Genomic DNA, 19,277 nt, shown 5'->3' with positions numbered 1-19,277 from the left:
AGGGCGTTGCTCTATCCAGCTGAGCTACGGAACCAGTTTTATTAGTGGTTGCAAATGTAGGATGTTTTTTAGAAACATCAAAGCCATTTACTCTTTTATTCCGAAATATTTTCATACAAAACAATGCTCATTTCAAACTCTTCGGCTCTTCAGCCTTTCTATATTGCAGCGTAAGCTTCCCTATTGGGACTATTTTCAGCACTAAACTGAATGATTTAATAATTATTCTACAGATATTTTAACTGATGTATTATTTTTTTATATATTTGCAGTGAATTTTGGTTTTTCTTTTAATACACATTAGAAGAAATGAAAAGGGAATCAGGTGTAAATCCTGAACAGACCCGCTGCTGTAAGCTCCACCAAAAAGTTTTGAGCCATACTCATATCCACTGTTCGTTAAGAACGGGAAGGACGCCCAAAACGGAGTAAGTCAGAAGACCTGCCAAATCAATATATGTTTAATGCTTTCGGGGAGTAGAGCTAAAACGCATTCTGTCACATTATACTGATTAATGTCTTATACGTTTTTTATTGCAACTCTTACCGAGATATAAAAATATCTGGTACTATGCACTATTTTATTTATTCTAGAGAATTTGCTATTGCTCAAATTAAAGCCATAGCCATTCAAACCTATCTTTTTATACACCCTTTTTTACTACCTATCAGTCCGCATCGACAGAAGTAGATAGATGAAGAAGATATTCTCCACGTTCCATTCTTTTGCAAAGACTAAAGAACTCTTTGGCTTTTGCAGAACAGCTGCGTATCAATTATCAAACAAGCACTTACTTTTTATAAACTATTATAATTCAAAATTTAAATGAAAAAGACAGTAAAACTACTCTTCCTTATTTTAAGCTGCGTATTCATTGCAAGCTGTAGTGACGAGTACAACGACAGTTTCATCAAGAGTGAAATTGCCGACATCAAAACAGATTTATCTGCTCTAAAAAAACAAGTATCCTCTATTCAGACCCTTGTAGATGCTCTCAACTCAGGTAAAGTGATTACTGAGGTAAAAGAATTAGGTGAAGGTAATGGCTATCACATTACTTTTAACGATGGATCGAAAATTTTTGTAAGAGATGGTAAAGACGGAGTAAATGGCACAAACGGTATCAACGGCAAAGATGGTATCAACGGTGCTAATGGTAAAAATGCCCCAATCATAGGTATCGGAGAGTCTGATGGCCATTATTATTGGACATTAACTACCGATGGAAAGACTGAGTTTTTACTCAACAAGCAAGGTCAAAAAATATCTGTTTCGGGTATTGATGGCAAAGATGGTGCTACTCCAGAACTAATCATTGACGAGGCTGGATTCTGGGTTGTCAACGGAGAAAGACTTCAAGACCAAGAGGGTAAACCAATTAAAGCCACAGGTGAATCACTTTTCCAAGAAGTAAAAAACGAAGAAGAAAATGTAATATTCATCCTAACTAATGGCGAAGAGATTATTATACCTAAATCGGAAGTTTCTCACTTAAAATTTGAAGAAAAAGAAGGTTCAGCTACATTTTTCTTAAAAACAGGTAGACCCAACAAACTAGCTTTTGAGGCTTCTAAAGACATATCAAACATTGAAGTAATCAATAAGCCAGCAAACTGGACAGCTATAGTTCACATAGGAAACAGAACTGTTGATATTACTATTCCTAGAACAGTAAAATATGCTGTTGAAGAGGTAAAAATTCAAGGGATAGATAAAAATGGACTAACTTATGTTGCCATTGCTAGAATTATGGTCCAAGCAAAAGATTATGATGACCCTGAAGGAATATTCATTCTAAATGAAGGAAATATGACGACAGAAAACGGATCATTAATCTACATTACACCTAATGGAGAAGTACGTGATAGAGCCTATTATAATGCAAACGGACGTGAATTAGGAAATGTTACTCAAGATATGTTTATCTACCATGATAAAATCTATATTATCTCTCAAAATGGTAGCAAAAACGCAGTTGGGCTAGACTTCGAAAATGAAGGTAAACTAGTGGTAGCCAATGCGAAAACATTAAAAAAAGAGGCTGCTTACGATGAAGAACTTGAAGGTTTAAACTGGCCATCTCATATAGCGGTGCTAAATGAAGAAAATATTTTCATCAGAGATAATAAAGGTGTACATCTATTCAATAGTAAATCGGGAAGTATTCAGTTAATTGAAAACTCAAGTGGTGCATCAAAAAACAGAATGGTAGTAACTAACCATAAGGTTTTTGTACCAGCTGGTAACAACATTTTTGTGCTAGAGGCCAATCAAAACCAAGTAGCTAAAACCATCAAAATAGAAGGTAGCGTTACAGGTGTAATCCCAACAGATGATGGCAATATATATGTCTCTACAACAGGTACTAAACAACTTATATCTAAGATAGATAGCGAAACACTAGAAATCATAAAAGTGAGCGAAGTAACTGAAGGAAAACTAGGAGCTGGCTGGGGAGCAAGTCCTGCCATCTCTGCAAAAGGCAATCTAATTTATTATAGCAATGCTGGTTTTGAGATTTATCGCCACAACTTTGAAACTGGTGAATCAGCAAAAATGGTAAATGTAAAAGACCACTTAGAAAATGCTGGAATAGTTTACAATAACCTAGGCGTACAACCAATAACTGGTGAAGTGTATATGAATACAATCAAAGGTTATGGTTGGGATTTCCTAATCAACGATATAAGTGTATATAACCCATCAGAAGGTGGTTTATCGTTTAGAACTACTTATCAAAACTATACTCACTTCCCTGCAGGTATTTACTTTAGAGCAAACTTTGCAGAAGCAAGTGCAAAATAAGAGTGTGTCTTCATAATACAGATTTTTTTATGGGAGCTAACTGGATTTTTCTAGTTAGCACCTTTTTTATAAGACCAACTATTATCCTATAACACACCCTAAGAATATAATATAATTCTATTCAATAATTGGATATAAAAAAAGCTCCTAACATCAATTGATATTAGGAGCTAGTATGTGAAGTTCTTATCAAAAATGTGATCCCGAAGCGATTCGAACGCTTGACCCACGCCTTAGAAGGGCGTTGCTCTATCCAGCTGAGCTACGGAACCAATCCTTATTTGCGTGTGCAAAGGTAAATCTTTTTTGTTAGTATAAAAAACTTGGAATAGTTGTATTGTCCTAATTTTTCTTAAATTATAGTTTTACTTGAGCTTCTTTGTATTGCTTAAACTCCAAATGGAATGCCTAGTTTGAACCAAACAAGGAAGAATAGCGCCCATGCTATCAAGATAACAACGGAGAACTTCCAAGTGTTGGAGAAGATGAAGCCAAAGCTTACTCTAGGGATATATCTATGGAGTAAGGCTAGAATAAAAGGACAGTAATAAAGAAAAGGGGTTACTACGTTTGTAGCACTATCTCCTACCCGAAAGGCTGTTTGTACAACATCTGGAGAAATGCCCATAGCCCAAAACAAAGGGATAAAGATGGGAGAAATCAATACCCACTTACCCAGTGCAGAAACCATAATGAGGTTTACCCAAGCACAATATATTATAAAAAGGAGTAAGGCCCAAGTAGGATTATCGACAGCAACAGAGGCTGTAAGATGTCCAAAAAATAAGACAATTAATTGGTCGAGCTGAGTATAAGTGAGGCACGCAAAGAACTGTGCTGCAAAAAAGGCAATCACAAAATAGATACTTAGCACTCTAATACCCGAGGTTAGACCCATCACTACATCTACATCTCGCTTATATTTACCCGAACTCAACCCATATACTACGCCCATAATCCCTAAGCTCAACGACAGAATCATTAAGGCTCCCATAATAAAAGGGGAACGCACCAACTCTCCACTCACTCCTCTAAATAGCCCTAAAGAGGAGAACGTGAGCCAGCCAATTAAGAATAAGAAAGTAAGGCCAATGAGTGCAGCAATATTCAAGGATCGCTTTTCACGATGAGCTAATTCTTTAAATTCTTCAAGCTCTTGTACCATACCTTTCTCTTCCAACTTCGGTATCAGTGTTTTTTTTGCAACCCAATAAATCACGGGAGTCAGAAAAAGGGTAGAACCAAACATAAAGAAGTAATTGGCATAAGGTCCTGAATTAAAGTTTTGTGGCGTTAGCCCTGAAGAAACATCTTGGGTGATACGAGCCAATAGAGGGTCCATCGAACTTAGCATCCAGTTGGCACTATACCCACAAGCTACGGAAACAAAAGTAACCATGATGGCTACAACAGGATGAATACCCAATCGGGGTGCGAGAAGAGCCATCAAAGGAACAAGAAATACATAACCTGCATCTCCTACCACATTGGATAAAATACCCAGTAAAATCATAATTAGAAGTCCCCAACGAGGCTTCCATTTCAATCGAGTCAGTTGATGAGACAAAGCATTGAGAAAGCCTGAATCTTCGGCTACACCAATACCTAAGAGTGATACCACAACCATGCCCACAGGAGCAAATGCACTAAAATTGGTTATTGAGTTGCGCATTAGCCAACGAGCTCCCTCAGCATTCAGCAAACTCTGAACACGCAAGTATTTCCCAGTATGAGGATTGAAAACACTCACCCCATAAATATCCATCAGCCAAACCAAGAAGATCAAGCCTATGGTTAATAAGAAAAACAAAGTTGCAGGATGTACTCTTCGGGTTTTATTCCTCATCGGGTTCTAAATTATCTATATCTAAAATTCTTAACTCAAGGGCACGTACTACCAAACGGGTAGCATTGATACCCACTACTCTTTCTTCATCAGAAAACAGACGAGCAATCAAATCAGATTGTCTTTTCTCTAAAGATTTTACACCAAAAGGCATTGCTTTTAAATTCGCTATCATCTCTTTGGTATAACCTAAAGCCAGATGGCGAAGGAATCGTTCATCATATTCATCAATATCATAACCTATTACAGCCTCTTGACGCTTGTAATCGCTTATCACAGATTGTTTAAACCGCTCTACAATACGGGAAAGAATGGGTAAATTAAAGACTAGCTGTTTGCCATCTATCACAGCCTCAACATCGGTCTTGGTTAGGAGTTCTCCAGTTTTCAAGATGATACCATCGGCTCCTGCCTCTAACACGTCTACCCACAATTTTTCATTGAGTACCTCTCCAGTAAAGATCAGTACTCGCACTTTAGGATATTCCTTGGACAGCTTTCTACAAATCTCTACCCCTACTGTGGTAGAACCACCCAAACCTAAATCGAGCAATACCATATCGGGAACTTCAGTTTGCATCAGTTTCCAGAATTCTTCTTCGTTCATGGCCGTACCGATTACTTCGGCAGTAGGTATTTCGTGTTTGAAGATCTGCTCAGTTCCTTTAAGCTCAAGTTGGACATCTTCTACGATAATCACTTTAAATTGTTTTTCTTCTTTCATACATTGGCTATTTATACAATTTGTGGTTTACGAGTTAGTGTAAAGTAGAGTGAATATCCACCTTGCGGACAAGCAAAAGCACGTATTCTACACCCTCTACGTCCCACAAACTCATCGTGTTCTCTTATTATCTCTTTCGCTATTAAATAAGTTGTACCTGGCAATCCCTCTTCGGAAGTCGCTTTCATACGCTCTAAAGTTGGATAAAACAGGTTGTTTAATGTTTCTTCTGAATAGTTTTTACGAGTATCTGTAAAGGTGAAACTCACAAAATCGCCCTCACTCTCTATCTTCCATTTCAAAGCTCCAGCTATAGGCATTGCCAAAGCATCGAGGATAAGCATTTCCAGCAGATATTCTACGAGTTTCTCATCTCCTACTAGTTCGAGATGAGGTTCTATCTCTATATTCATTGTTAAAGGTATTGCTCGTTTTTTATTGCGACGTTGGAAAAGTTTCTCCATATCCCCCATCAAATCGTTTACTGAGAAGATAGATCTACGGAAGGTGGCTCTTTCCAATTCCTTTTTAGCCCACAAGCTTAAGATGGTAAATACTCCTTTATAATATTCTACCAAGTCGAACATCACTTTCACCTCTGCCATTTCTCGCTCTTCGGTCAGAGAGGTTCGTCGAAGTTCATCTACGATTTGTTTTAACCGACTAGGATAATAAATCGTTTCGTGTTTTATGGCAGATAGGCAGTTGTCTAATACTCGGTTTTGCACGTGAATTTGATTGTTTTCCCAGTCTAAACGATGGATGTCATCGAATACCAAACTAATATCTCGGAACCTACCCGCTGTACGAATCATAGTGTTATAAAGTACCGTACTCATATAGCGAACAATCAGCTCTAAGAATAGCTTTTCTTCGGCTAACTCACTTCTGTCTCTTCTTCGCAGATAGAATACACCTACCACTTCCGACTTTGCACCGAGTGTAGTTTCTAATGGGATATAAACCTCGTTTTCTAAGGATATCCAGATGCGTTCTTGAATACAACGATGAATCGTTTCTGCATCCAACTGTTCTTCCATGGGGTAAAGAGTAGTAGATAGCTGTTGCTTTTCTTCGTCTTGCAAGATGATACCCATAGCATCAACAGCTAGCAATTCATTGAACTCGGCAAAGCTCTTTTCAATAATCTGACGAGGAATAGTTGTTAAATCGGCTTCTGTCTTTTTCTCATCTCCGTTCACCGTGTAGTGCAATGAGGCAGAGAAGATACGTTCGTTAATATCGAGAACTTGTTCTAAGCTCCACCTGCGTGAAAGCTGACGACGTACATATACCACATAGTACACCAATAAGAAGGAGATGATTAAGGTAACTACTATTATAAGTGCCACCTGCTTATTCGATGTAGAGCGTTCGAGTAATTTACAGAAGCGATCTAAAGAATCATCCTTACTAGTCAACTTATAAAGCATGGTATAAGCTTTATTATTGTAGTTGTAGCTATCTATATCTTTTAGAGCCAGATAAGCCACAGAAGCTTCATTGCGGATATCGAGGATAACATGGTAACTTGTTTCAAATTTTCTGTTCCACCACTCTACCTCGGCAGGTGTATCATCTCCTACCATTTTCATCAAGGGCTCTTTAGAAAAGCTGTTTTGCAAGTAGAACTGATTGAGCTTATCTATAGCCAACTGGACATATTGAAGGGTCTGACTAAAGGTTTGATCTACGTTACTAAAATAAGCCGCATCGGCAAAATCAGAGGCTTCATAGAGTAGCTTTAGTCGGATAGAGTCGGGAACCATTTGAGATGAAAACTCTTGAGCTGAAGTCGAAAAACCTCCACCTAGAAGTATAAGAATCAACATAAATGTCTTTTTTACTCCATAAGGTAAGCGGAAAGAGAAACGACTACCTACCCCCTTTTCACTCTGAATATCAAAGTTGCACACATGAAACACAGGATTTGTCTTTCGGTATTTCTCTATGATGGCCTTACAGTTCATCAAGCCAAAGCCACTTCCTTTCTGCTCTTTTACATCGGGATTATCTCCCCCTATCTCACTAGAATCATATACCTTTTCATACAAAATCTTCTGAATATCTTCGTTTGACATACCCACGCCTGTATCAGAAACAGCTATTTCAACATACTCTTCGGAGGCATTGGCAGAAACCTTCACCTCTCCTCCCTCTGACGTAAATTTACGAGCATTCTCTAGCAGGGTGTTGAGCATAAATAACGTCAATGCCCGATCTGCTTTCACAACCACATCCGTTGGTTTAATATGCAGACTGATCTTCTTTTGTTCAAACGATCGAACTCCTTTCTCTAAGAGTTCAAAGAGTTCTCCCAATTCAAAGTTGGCAATCTGCAAGCTGAGCTCTCCCTGCTTTATTTTAATCCATAGAGCTAAAACCTCATTGTACTCTTGAATGGTATCAAGCAATTCATCTATGTATTGATACTTCAACTGGCGTACCTCTTTTTCTTTGGTATAAGTCGCATAACTTATCTTTCTCACCTCATTACGAATTCGGTCTAGGTAGGGCTGAATTCCATACACAATGCGCATATTGGCTCGCTTGAGTATATTCTCTCGCTTATCTTGAATATTGTGCTGATTGGTGATAAACAACTTCTTTTCGAGCAATTCTCTCTCCTCTCCTAAGTCCATGAAGTGTAATCCATTTTCTATTGCCCACACCATATAAGGTGATAAAATAGCAATAAAAGAGAGGTCTTCTTTACCCAATTTCTTTGCTGTAAAGACTCTAAACATTCCATTTTCAAGAGAGCTATCTCTGGTTTTTAAGTCGAAACTCGAAGAATACAGCCCCGTATCTTTCTCCTTATCAGGAGCTGTATCGTACATCAACTCTTCTTCATCAATTGCTTTTATGCGAAGATAGATGCGCTCAACGCCCAATTCTTTCTCCAAGAACCTTCTGATAATCTGAATAATAGGCTCAACCACATCTTCCAACCTCGATGCCTTGAGCGGTAAACTAGCTGTTAAATCCCGACAAACGGTTAAGCTGTTTTCTAGTCGCTGAAGGTAAAGAGTCGTTTTCTTACGGGAGTGTTTATTGACTAGATAAAACAACACGCCAAGTACAATTACTAAGAAAAAGAGCAGACTCAATAAAGAGTTAATAAACCGCTCCTCCTTTTGAAGAGAAGCATATCTACTTTCTAGCTCTTTATCCTGACGAACTAAATCGAGAATATCCAAATACACATTTCGGTTATAATCGGATGCGGCTTTATTACCTACTCCAGCAAAAGACACGCTCAACTGCTCACGGATGCGAGCAATCCACTCGGGTACGGTGAGTACATCATCTTCAATCCATTGTATTTCTATGGGGTTTTGATTGACATCTTCCTCGTATAACTTTAAATCATCGGGTGAATCGTGATGATCTTTATAATACAAGCGATGATGCTGATTGACATAATCTAGTGCCGATTTTAAAACCTCTAGCGCTTTATTGTATTCTCCACGATAGTTGTAATACTGAGCTAGAGTTACATGAGCACCTGCTATCTGATAGATATCTTCGTAGGTTTTAAAAAGTTTCAGAGCCGACTCTCCCAGGCGGAGAGGTAAAATAGAATCAATGGGATAACCCAATCCTCCTAATAGATGGATGCGTTCATGGTAGATTAACTCGTAATTGACTGGGCGAGCAAGAATATTGGCCATGCCCTGTGCTGCATTGGCTTCAAAATAGATGATCCCTTGCGCTCGAGCCAATCTCCACGTCTGAAACAACTCATCAAAAGATGCCAGCAACTTTTCGGTAGCAGTTTTTCCCTTCACTAAACCAGTAGCACCCTTTATGTATTTATAATAGAGTAGCTGTATAGTATCTGTAGAAATTGCATTCCAATTTAGAGCATCCTCTTTTCGCTGATCCAAGTCCGCTATCGCCTCAGCAGCCAATTCTTCTTGTTGAAGATAATAAAAATAGATTGCCGAAACAATGTAAAACTCGCTATAAGCATAGTTCAACCGTTTTTTCTCTTTTATTTTATCAAACACAGTGCGGTCTTCGTCAATACGCTTCATCCGAGCTAAAGCACTATTCCGATAATCATAAAACAGTTTGCTTTGAGCCGTGCGTTGAAATATTTTCATCATCCCTATATCAGAGATAAGGAGTTCGAGCTCATTGATCGTATGCTTTCCCACTTCTTGATAAAAATGGGCAGACTCATCAAAATTCATTCTCATGAAATGATAAAAGCCAAGATGATTGCATGCCTCTGCCTTACCTAGTTCATAATGTTTAGCTTCCTTGTATGCTCTTTGGGCATAAATAGATACCGAATCAAGAGAAGTATATCCATATTTAGACGCTTTAGAGTTGAGCCCATCAATATACCTCACCTCTTTGGTAGGGGCTATTCCCATACACGAGGAAAGAAATAAAAAGAAAAGGAGCCAAGAATATAAGGTAAAGCGAGGCTTCATGCGTCTTCATTCAAAAAGTTAATGATAATCAAAGATAAGAAAGCTTGATAGAAATATGAAAAATAAAAGATTTATCTATGGTAATAGAGTTTAAAAATAGAGTGTTAAATTAAAAAAGCTCTAATGCATTTAAAATCTTAAAAAGAATGAATACCTTGTAATATATTATATTATAGAGAGATATGCGTAAAAGTATAAAATCTAATAGATATAAGAATGATGAAATATCTATAATAAGTTTTTTATAATACTTTTAGAAGTTATACCTTTGTATGCGAATTAACAAATAGTAATAACTATTCAAAAAATGAGCCAAACAACTCCCTTTATGGTTTTCTCGGGTACCAACTCGAGATATCTTGCAGAGAAAATCTGCCAAAGCCTAGATTGTCCTCTTGGTAACATGAATATTACTCACTTTGCTGACGGTGAGTTTGCTGTTTCATACGAAGAATCAATCCGTGGCGCAAACGTATTCTTAGTACAATCCACATTCCCTAACTCTGACAACTTAATGGAGCTGCTATTAATGATTGATGCAGCTAAAAGAGCCTCTGCAAAAAGTATTATTGCAGTAGTTCCTTACTTTGGTTGGGCACGTCAAGATAGAAAAGACAAGCCACGTGTCTCAATTGGAGCGAAATTAGTTGCCGACTTGCTTACCGTAGCTGGTATAGACCGTCTAATCACAATGGACTTACATGCTGACCAAATTCAAGGTTTCTTCAACACTCCAGTTGACCACCTTTATGCTTCAGCCGTATTCATCCCTTACATCAAATCTCTTCAATTAGAAGATTTAGTTATTGCTACTCCTGACGTTGGAGGTTCTAAACGTGCTAATACTTACTCTAAGTACCTAGGCGTTCCTTTAGTGTTATGTAACAAAACAAGAGAAAGAGCCAATGAAGTTGCTTCTATGCAAATTATTGGTGATGTAAAAGGTAAAAACGTTATTCTAGTTGATGATATCGTTGATACAGCAGGTACTATTACAAAGGCTGCCAATGTAATGATCGAAGCAGGTGCAAAATCTGTTAGAGCTATTGCTAGCCACTGTGTAATGTCCGACCCTGCTAGTGAGCGAGTAACATCATCTGCACTTACAGAAATGATATTCACCAATAGTATCCCATTCTGTAAAAAGTGTTCCAAAGTGAAACAGCTTAGCATAGCAGATATGTTTGCAGAAACTATTAAGCGTGTAGTAAATAATGAATCCATCAGCTCTCAATACATTATTTAATTACGCGTTTTTTTATGCATTAAAAAATCCCGAAGCTTCTTCGGGATTTTTTGTTTAATATACCCCCGATTCTCTACTACCTAAAGAAGAGTTCTCATTCTTGGCATAGACAAACTATTATCTTGACACCGACATGCAATCGTCATGTCGGTGTCAAAGTAAATTCTCTATTTTATAAGTACTTCTTATTCAAGCAGATTCTCTTTATCATAAAAAAGAGTATTTCACCATTTTTATTTAGAAAATCACTCCTTAATAAAATAGCCTCAGCTAGTTTTAGAGTCTGGAAGAATCATAACTTTCTGCACCCCCTCATCGTCATAAAACCATACAATGAATAAAGACTTTTACACCTCCGCCATTCCTTACCCGATAACCCTCGATGAGACCAGAAACAGAGCTTCATACTAGCCATTGTATCATATATTACTCTTAAAATGAATAATACTCCTATTTTATTTTTAAATATCTAAATAATATTTAAATTTGCACCTGATTTTGGTGATTATAGAAGTCCACTAAAACTTTTATAATAAAAGGGAATTAAGTGAAAATCTTAAACAGACCCGCTGCTGTAATCTTCAACAGTCTTTAACCAATCGAATATCCACTGTCTTTTATAAAGATGGGAAGGATGCGTTAAAGATGAAGTAAGTCAGAAAACCTGCCAAGTCATTTTTTGTATTTAAGCTTTCGGGACATAGAGCTACTACATCCTGCTTTAGATATACATCTATATCTAAGGTATTCGATTATATACTTCTATCCACCCGCAGGCTTTATAATAAAACACTATGAAGACTAGCAGAAGTATTAGTTTATCCATTCTCTTACTCCTTTTTGGTGCTTTTCAAATCAAAGCACAGAGTAAATTAGACAGCATTCAACAATTGGGTGAGGTAGTAATTGTTGAAGAGTATATCCCCAAAGATATTATCCCCGTACAATCCCTAAAAGGCAAAGATTTAGAACGGCTCAATGCACATTCTATTGCAGATGCTTTACGCTATTTCTCAGGAGTACAACTGAAAGACTACGGAGGAATTGGTGGACTAAAAACCATCAATGTACGCAGTATGGGGAGCGAACACGTAGGGGTGTTCTTTGATGGAGTAGAAATAGGGAATGCCCAAAATGGAGTGGTAGATTTGGGACGATTTTCTCTCGACAACATCGAAACCATTTCTCTTTACAACGGTCAGAAAAGCTCTATCTTCCAACCAGCTAAAGACTTTGCCTCTGCCAGCTCGGTATATATGCGAACTAAAGTGCCTACTTTTGCAAAGGGTAAAAGGTACAATTTACACGCTACTTTCAAAACGGGTTCTTTTGGCTTAGCCAATCCTTCTCTACTCTGGGAGCAAGAACTTAGTAAAACCATAAAATCATCACTGAATGCAGATTATACGTATTCTAGTGGAAAGTATAGATTTAGATATAAAGTAATCAACAAACAAGATAACCGAGGAGCTTTTGATACCGTTGCTACTCGCCAAAATGGAGACGTAGAGTTTTTCCGTATCGAACATGGACTCTTTGGAAAACTCAAAAAAGGCGAGTGGAAAACTAAAATCTATTATTATGATTCCGAAAGGGGATATCCTGGTGCTATTGTTCGTCAAACTCCTGGTCTATACAAGAATGAAGATAGACAATGGGATAAAAATTTCTTTGTACAAGGTTCTTATGCTCAGCAGATTAGCCCTCGTTACCGAACTTCTTTAGTGGGGAAATATGCGTATGATTATCTCCATTATTTATCCGATCCCAAGAAAGATGAACAAGTAGTAATGAAGGTGGATAATAAATATATGCTCCATGAAGGCTATGTTTCTAGTTCAAATCTCATTACACTCACTCCATGGTGGACAGCCAATCTATCGGGCGACTTTCAGTGGAATAAGATGAATGCCAACCTCCATGAGTTTATATACCCACAACGCTTTTCGGGTTGGGTAGCCCTAGCAACCTCAATTCAGATAGATCACTTAAAAGTGCAGGCTAGCTTATTAGGTACTTTTATTCACGAAAAGATGAAAGAAGAGAAACAAGTTCGTAAAAACTGGGATCGATACACCCCTACTCTGATTGCATCGTACCAACCTTGGCTTAGTCAGGAACTATACCTCAGAGGATTCTATAAGAAAATATTTAGAATGCCTACTTTCAATGAAATCTACTTTGCTGTAATTGGTAGTGGAACGTCAAACCTGAAACCTGAATATGCTACTCAGTATAACATCGGGTTAACATATCAAAAATCATTCTTCCATCCTTTCTTTAAAGACTTTGAAGGTCAGGTAGATGCTTACTACAATGAAATTGAAGATAAGATTCTGGCTAAACCCGGTGGACAGCTCTTTAGATGGACGATGATGAACATCGGACTTGTAAAAATTAAAGGTGTTGATGTAGCTTTGGCTGCCACAGTAGAGCCCTTCAAAGATTTTTTATTGAATACTCGCTTAAATTATACTTACCAAAAAGCACAAGATTATTCTGATCCCGAGGAGATTACTTACAAAGGACAAATCAGCTATATCCCTTGGCATAGTGGATCGGCAGTTGTAAGTGCTCAGTACCGCAAATGGGATATGAGCTACAGCTTTATTTACTCGGGAGAGCGATATACAGAGAGTGCCAATATTCTAATTAATAAAGTGTTGGCTTGGTACACCAGTGACATCTCACTAGGTAGAAACTTCCATTGGGGTAAAAACGATTACAAAGTAACCCTAGAAGTCAACAATTTATTTAATCAACAATATGAAGTAGTAAGTCGCTACCCTATGCCAGGAACCAACTTCAAAGTCATATTAAAAGCTCATTTCTAAATCATCTGAATCATGAAAACTAAAACATTTCTATATTTAATTCTGCTTTTCATTCCTGCATTCATTATTACTTCTTGTCGAGGTGATGAAAACTACTTACTCTGGGCTGAACAAGAGCAAATCGCTCCGGGAGAAGTGGGAGAGATAAAAGGATTCTTCTTGCTCAATGAGGGGAATATGGGAAGCAACAAATCGACTCTCGACTATTTCGATTACGAGTCGGGTACTTATTTTAGAAACATCTACCCTACTGTGAACCCTCAAGTAACTCATAACCTGGGAGATGTAGGGAATGATATTCAGATTTATGGAGATAAACTTTATGCCGTAATCAACTGCTCTCACCTAGTTGAGGTAATGGATGTTTACACGGCTGAACATCTACATACCTTAGATATTACCAACTGCAGATACATTGTATTCGATAAAGACTATGCCTATGTCAGTTCGTACAATGGTCCTGTGCTTATCGACCCCGATGCACCTATTGGAACAGTGGTAAAGGTAGATACTCGTACTATGCAGATTGTAGATAAATGCGTTGTAGGTTATCAACCCGAAGAGATGGTGATTCACAACAACAAACTCTATGTGGCAAACTCAGGAGGGTATCGTGTACCCGAATACGACACCACAGTATCTGTAATAGACTTGGAGACTTTTACCGAAATCAAAAAGATAGAAGTAGGTATTAATCTACATCGTCTGGAACTAGATAATTATGGATACCTCTATGTATCCTCTCGTGGAGATTACAAAAAGATAGGCTCTAAAACATTCATCATTGATACTCGTACTGATGAAGTAGTAAAGACATTGGGCTTGTTGCCCAATAGTAATATGGAACTATCGGGCGATTCACTCTATGTATATAGCGTAGAATGGAGTCATATCACACAATCGAATACCGTAACCTATGCCATTTTTGATACAAAACAACAAAAGATAGTAACTCGTAAATTTATCAAAGATGGCACAGAAAAACGTATTAAAGTGCCTTATGGTATCGCTGTAAACCCCGTTACTAAAGATTTCTTCACTACAGATGCCAAAGATTATGTATCGCCTGGCACTCTGTATTGCTTTAAAAGAAATGGAGTAAAGAAATGGAGCGTAATGACGGGTGATATTCCTGCACACATCGTATTTACAGACAAAAGAATGACAAATCTCGACTTGTTGTCCAAAAATAAAATTCAATAATGTTAAATTCAATAATTATGAAACACTTTCCTTCTTGGAGCAAGACTATTGGCTTGATGCTGATAGCTCTCCTATCATTCTCCGCATGTAGTGATGATGAGGCTACGGTACTCAATCCTCCCCAAATCACTCTGGATCAAGAAGACAATATCTATCTGACAAAAATAAATACTCCGATAACTATTGAGCCGAAGTATGAAAATGCTCAAGGGGCAGTTTTTGCTTGGAAAATTGATGGCAAAATCATCAGTACAGATGAAAATCTAACTTTCTCAAGCAGTAAGCAAACCGAAGTTTATGTTACACTTGAAGCTATAACCAAGGCTGGTACAGCTTATGAAGAACTAAAGATAAGTGTACGCAATCTACTACCTCCAGTTATCTCTTTATCTATCCCCGAAGAAGGATATAAAATTGTGATGGGTAGCAGTCTAAACTTTAAACCAGAGGTAGAGGATATTCTTGAAAATGCAGAATGGGCTTGGTATATAGGAGATAAAAAAGTATCTACCGACCTAGAATACACCTTTAAAGAAGATAGCAAAGGCAATTATGATCTCCACTTTGAAGCTTCCAATGAAGATGGAAAGGACGAGGTCATCATACCAATAGCTGTTTGCACTCCCGATGAACTACCCTTTACTTGGGCTTTTGAGCAAGATAAATACTTCCTTTCTGCAGGAAGATCAATCCGCATCCCGATACTCAACATTGAAAATGCTTTTGATGCTGAATACATCTGGGAGGTAAACGGAGAAGAAAAACAAAAAAACAAAGATACAGCCTTTATCTTCTCAGAAAAAAAAGAAGGGGAATATACGCTTAAGGTAACCATGAAAAACAACTTCAGCTCGGCAACCAAAGAGTTGATAGTCAAAGTATGCCCTAAAGAAGGTACTTACGAACGCAAACCTTCGGGAGCAAGTATCATTAGTTGGAACAAAGTGTATAAATTCTTACCAGCTCCTGGTCAGTTTGTCAACGAAAACTATACTTGTAACTCTATGGAAGAAGCCAATGCCTATGCAGAAAGTAGATTAGCTGCTAATGGTTATGTTTCTCTAGGTGGCTTCGGCGGATACCTTGTTGTAGGCTTCGATCATAGTATTCAAAATGATAACGATTATAATATTCAAATTGCAGGAAACTCTTTTGATGGTTCTTCTGAACCTGGTATTGTGTGGGTTATGCAAGATGAAAATGGTGATGGAAAGCCCAATGACACGTGGTACGAACTTAAAGGTTCGGAATATGGCAAACCAGAAACCATTCAAAACTATGCGGTAACCTACTACAAACCTAAAGCTCCAGGAATGCCTGTAATGTGGACAGATAACCAAGGACAATCGGGTTCGGTAGATTACCTAAGTCAGTTCCACAAACAAGATTACTATTACCCTAATTGGGTAACTACTCCTAGTTATACACTTTACGGTACTTGCCTAAAATCAAAGACAAAGGAAACCTCTCCTGGTTATTGGTACAATGGCACTTTCGAGTGGGGTTATGCTGATAACTTTAGCCCAATCGACCGTCTAACTAACGACACCAACCATAATGCTGGGGTAAATGGTAATCACTTTAAGATTAGTGATGCAGTAACACACGATGGCAAACCAGCCAACTTAAAATACATTGACTTCGTAAAAATTCAAACAGGTGTTAACTCAAAAGCGGGTTGGCTAGGAGAAGTTTCTACAGAAGTCTTCAACGTGAAAGATTTCAATCTTTTTAAAAACAATACTAAGAAAAAATAATCATGAAATACATCTATAAAATTCTAGCCTTTAGTCTTATCGCTTGCTGCATAGGACTAACAAGTTGCTCTGATGACGATAGCGACTTCGATGGCACTGATGCTTACTTTACCTCTTTTGCTCTACACGTAGGTGAAACCACCTATACTGCTAGTATCATTAACAATGAGATAGTGGTACAAGTCCCTCAGGGAACAGACTTAGTAGAAGCAGAAGCTAGTTATACTTTGAGTGAGAATGCCAAAGTAATGCCCGATCCTAAGGATATTTACGACTGGACAAGTGATCAGCTCTTCCGTGTTGAAGCTTATAATAAGAGTTATAATTCTTTTGTGTATAAATTGAAGTACACCGACATCTCAACTGATGAAGATGTTATTCTACGTACACAAGCCGATGTAGATAGTTTTGAATCCTTGAAAGCCAATCGTATTAATGGAAACTTAATCATTGGATCGACAACTGCGGTAGCGAAAGAAGATAGCATTCGCAATTTAAATGGACTAAGTACCTTAAATGATGTAGCTTATAATATTATTATTAATCCTAGTTTTGGTGGAACACATCTTGCTGGGTTATCCAATCTCCACCAAGCTGGTGGATTGTATATCGGAACTTTGGAAAATGAAGCCAAATTCAATCAAGAGAAAATAAATATTACTCTCCCACAACTTAAGAGTGTGGGCAATCTTATTATTCGCTCCAACAACATCAATGAAATCTATCTTCCCGAGTTGGAGGAAGCTAGCTCTATCCATATCCAATCTCAGATGTTGGAACAACTTGATATGAGCGACTTAGTTAACTGCTACGGCACATTAACTCTGAATGGATCACAAGTAACTAGTGATGGCTCGTATGGTAACCCATTAAATGAAACAAGTGCCAACTCTACACTATTGACGATAGACTTACCTGCTCTAGCTCATGTAGAAGGAGATTTTAACCTAGTTTATTTTTGGAAAACAAATACACTCAAGTTACCTACTTTAAAAACTATTGGAGGAAACTGTATAGCAAATACATTGAAAAACATACAGAAAGTGAGTTTCCCTGCTCTAGAAAAAGTTACAGGTAAGTTCAATTCTGTAGGCAATGATGGTATGAGTAAGATAGACCTAAGTGCTTTAACTCATGCAGGAAATGTATCTATTGCTAGTTTAAATGAGTTTAGTATTAATCTAAAAGAGATTAATCTTCAGGCACTCCAAAGTGTGGACAATGATCTTACTATCCGATTTGCGATAGTAGAAGAGTTGCAGTTTCCTAATCTTACCAAAGTGGAAAATAAACTAACCTGCGAAAAAATGCAGTTTATAGAGAAAGTAAATGCGCCTCTACTTAAAGAATGCAAGAAGGTTAATTTTGAGGTAGTCAATCTATTAAAAGAATTCAACTTACCTCTATTAACTCAAGTTGAAGAGTTTGTTATATCTAGCTCTCGCCTTATCGAATCTATTGATTTATCTACTATTCAAAAAGCTGAAAAAGTATCTATAAAGAACTGTCCTGCTTTAACTCTTATCTCTGCTCCTAAGCAGATAACAACAGAGTTTTCAGTAGGAGATTCTGGTGGAGATAAACTAGAAATCAATACTCTTCAGAAAACGCCAAAATTCAATGTATCGGGTGGAAATGCTAAAGAATTGATCATTAAAGACCTTACTGAAGCAGAAAAATTCTCTCTAAGTAGCGGAAAAGCTAAAAGTGTTATCGTTAAAGATCTTACTAATGCGGGAGATTTTTCTTTGGAAAGCTTCAAAGAGGCTACTCACCTAGAAGTTCCACTTCTAGAAAAAGTAAAATCATTTACTATGTCTGAGTGGTTTAAACTAGAAAACTTCAATTTTCCTAAACTATCTACCGTAGAAAAGAAATTTTCTTTCAAAGGGGTAAGAAGTCAATGGGATAAAAACAATGAATGTATCACTACCAACCTCAATGCATTCTCAGCTCTTACGCAAGCAGAAAGTATTGAAGTACAGTTTGCTGCCCACTTAACCGATTTTACTGGACTAAAGAATGTGGTTCAGAACGTAGAGGCTAAAAACTGGAAGGTAGAAAACAATAAGTACAACCCGACTCACCAAGATATGTTGGACGGGAAATACACTGAAAATAAATAGAAAAGATGAAACATATATATTTAAAATTAAATCTAATCTGCCTCGCTATTTTGGGCTTTAGCTTTGTAAGCTGCTCTAGTGATGACGATGACTTTGCAGGTAAAGACAATTATATCATCTCCCTAAATCTAAATAAGGGAGGTGAGATTTTTACAGCTGCAATTCAAGGAGTAACAATAAGTGTAACTGTTCCGGCCAATACCGATCTAACTTCGGGTGTAAAAGCAGAAATCAAATTGGCTGAATTAGCAAAAATATCTCCCGACCCTACTTCTGTTTCCGACTGGGGT

9 protein-coding genes, 1 tRNA gene, 1 pseudogene and 2 riboswitches are annotated in these 19,277 nt (G+C 37.6%); of the genes and pseudogenes, 7 read left to right on the top strand and 4 right to left on the bottom strand.

Translation table 11 applies throughout. The annotated features are described in order from the left end of the window. Positions 1-262 precede the first annotated feature (262 nt). Positions 263-464, top strand: a riboswitch (cobalamin riboswitch). 362 nt (positions 465-826) lie between these two features. Then, positions 827-2,806 (top strand): DUF5074 domain-containing protein, encoded by a 1,980-nt coding sequence (locus K8V80_RS09325; protein ID WP_276777308.1) that lies wholly within the window; start codon positions 827-829, stop codon positions 2,804-2,806. Between the two features lie 198 nt (positions 2,807-3,004). Here K8V80_RS09325 and K8V80_RS09320 read toward each other — a convergent pair. From K8V80_RS09320 to K8V80_RS09305, 4 genes are all read right to left on the bottom strand, one after another. Beyond that, positions 3,005-3,078: transfer RNA gene (locus K8V80_RS09320), tRNA-Arg, on the bottom strand. A 116-nt stretch (positions 3,079-3,194) separates the two neighbouring features. Next, positions 3,195-4,652 carry an AbgT family transporter gene (locus K8V80_RS09315; RefSeq protein WP_006745336.1) on the bottom strand — a complete coding sequence of 486 codons (1,458 nt, stop codon included), beginning with the start codon at positions 4,650-4,652 and terminating at the stop codon, positions 3,195-3,197. After that, positions 4,642-5,376, bottom strand: coding sequence for a DUF5932 domain-containing protein (locus K8V80_RS09310; RefSeq protein WP_006745337.1), 735 nt, complete (start codon positions 5,374-5,376; stop codon positions 4,642-4,644). Before K8V80_RS09310 ends, K8V80_RS09315 begins: the two co-directional genes overlap by 11 nt. A gap of 11 nt (positions 5,377-5,387) precedes the next feature. After that, complete coding sequence (locus K8V80_RS09305) at positions 5,388-9,761, bottom strand: DUF5112 domain-containing protein (RefSeq protein ID WP_276777306.1); 4,374 nt, start codon at positions 9,759-9,761, stop codon at positions 5,388-5,390. 367 nt (positions 9,762-10,128) lie between these two features. Here K8V80_RS09305 and K8V80_RS09300 point away from each other — a divergent pair, with 367 nt between their 5' ends. From K8V80_RS09300 to K8V80_RS09275, 6 genes and pseudogenes are all read left to right on the top strand, one after another. Then, positions 10,129-11,067 (top strand): ribose-phosphate pyrophosphokinase, encoded by a 939-nt coding sequence (locus tag K8V80_RS09300; RefSeq protein WP_276777304.1) that lies wholly within the window; start codon positions 10,129-10,131, stop codon positions 11,065-11,067. Between the two features lie 482 nt (positions 11,068-11,549). Then, positions 11,550-11,753: riboswitch (cobalamin riboswitch) on the top strand. 108 nt (positions 11,754-11,861) lie between these two features. Then, entirely contained in the window at positions 11,862-13,901 is a 2,040-nt protein-coding gene (locus K8V80_RS09295) for a TonB-dependent receptor (RefSeq protein WP_276777301.1), read from the top strand. A 12-nt stretch (positions 13,902-13,913) separates the two neighbouring features. Continuing rightward, entirely contained in the window at positions 13,914-15,104 is a 1,191-nt protein-coding gene (locus K8V80_RS09290; RefSeq protein WP_276777298.1) for a YncE family protein, read from the top strand. Between the two features lie 17 nt (positions 15,105-15,121). Beyond that, complete coding sequence (locus tag K8V80_RS09285) at positions 15,122-16,861, top strand: PKD-like domain-containing protein (RefSeq protein ID WP_276777296.1); 1,740 nt, start codon at positions 15,122-15,124, stop codon at positions 16,859-16,861. Between the two features lie 2 nt (positions 16,862-16,863). Next, complete coding sequence (locus tag K8V80_RS09280; RefSeq protein WP_276777294.1) at positions 16,864-18,987, top strand: hypothetical protein; 2,124 nt, start codon at positions 16,864-16,866, stop codon at positions 18,985-18,987. Between the two features lie 5 nt (positions 18,988-18,992). Beyond that, a pseudogene (locus tag K8V80_RS09275) lies at positions 18,993-19,277 on the top strand (hypothetical protein); the annotation flags it as partial.

It is taken from the genome of Bacteroides coprosuis, from assembly GCF_020741705.1.
In the GTDB taxonomy this organism is placed as follows: Bacteria; Bacteroidota; Bacteroidia; order Bacteroidales; family Bacteroidaceae; genus Bacteroides_E; species Bacteroides_E coprosuis.
Note: the sequence above shows the minus strand (reverse complement) of the source record. Positions and strands in the feature narration are given on the sequence as shown.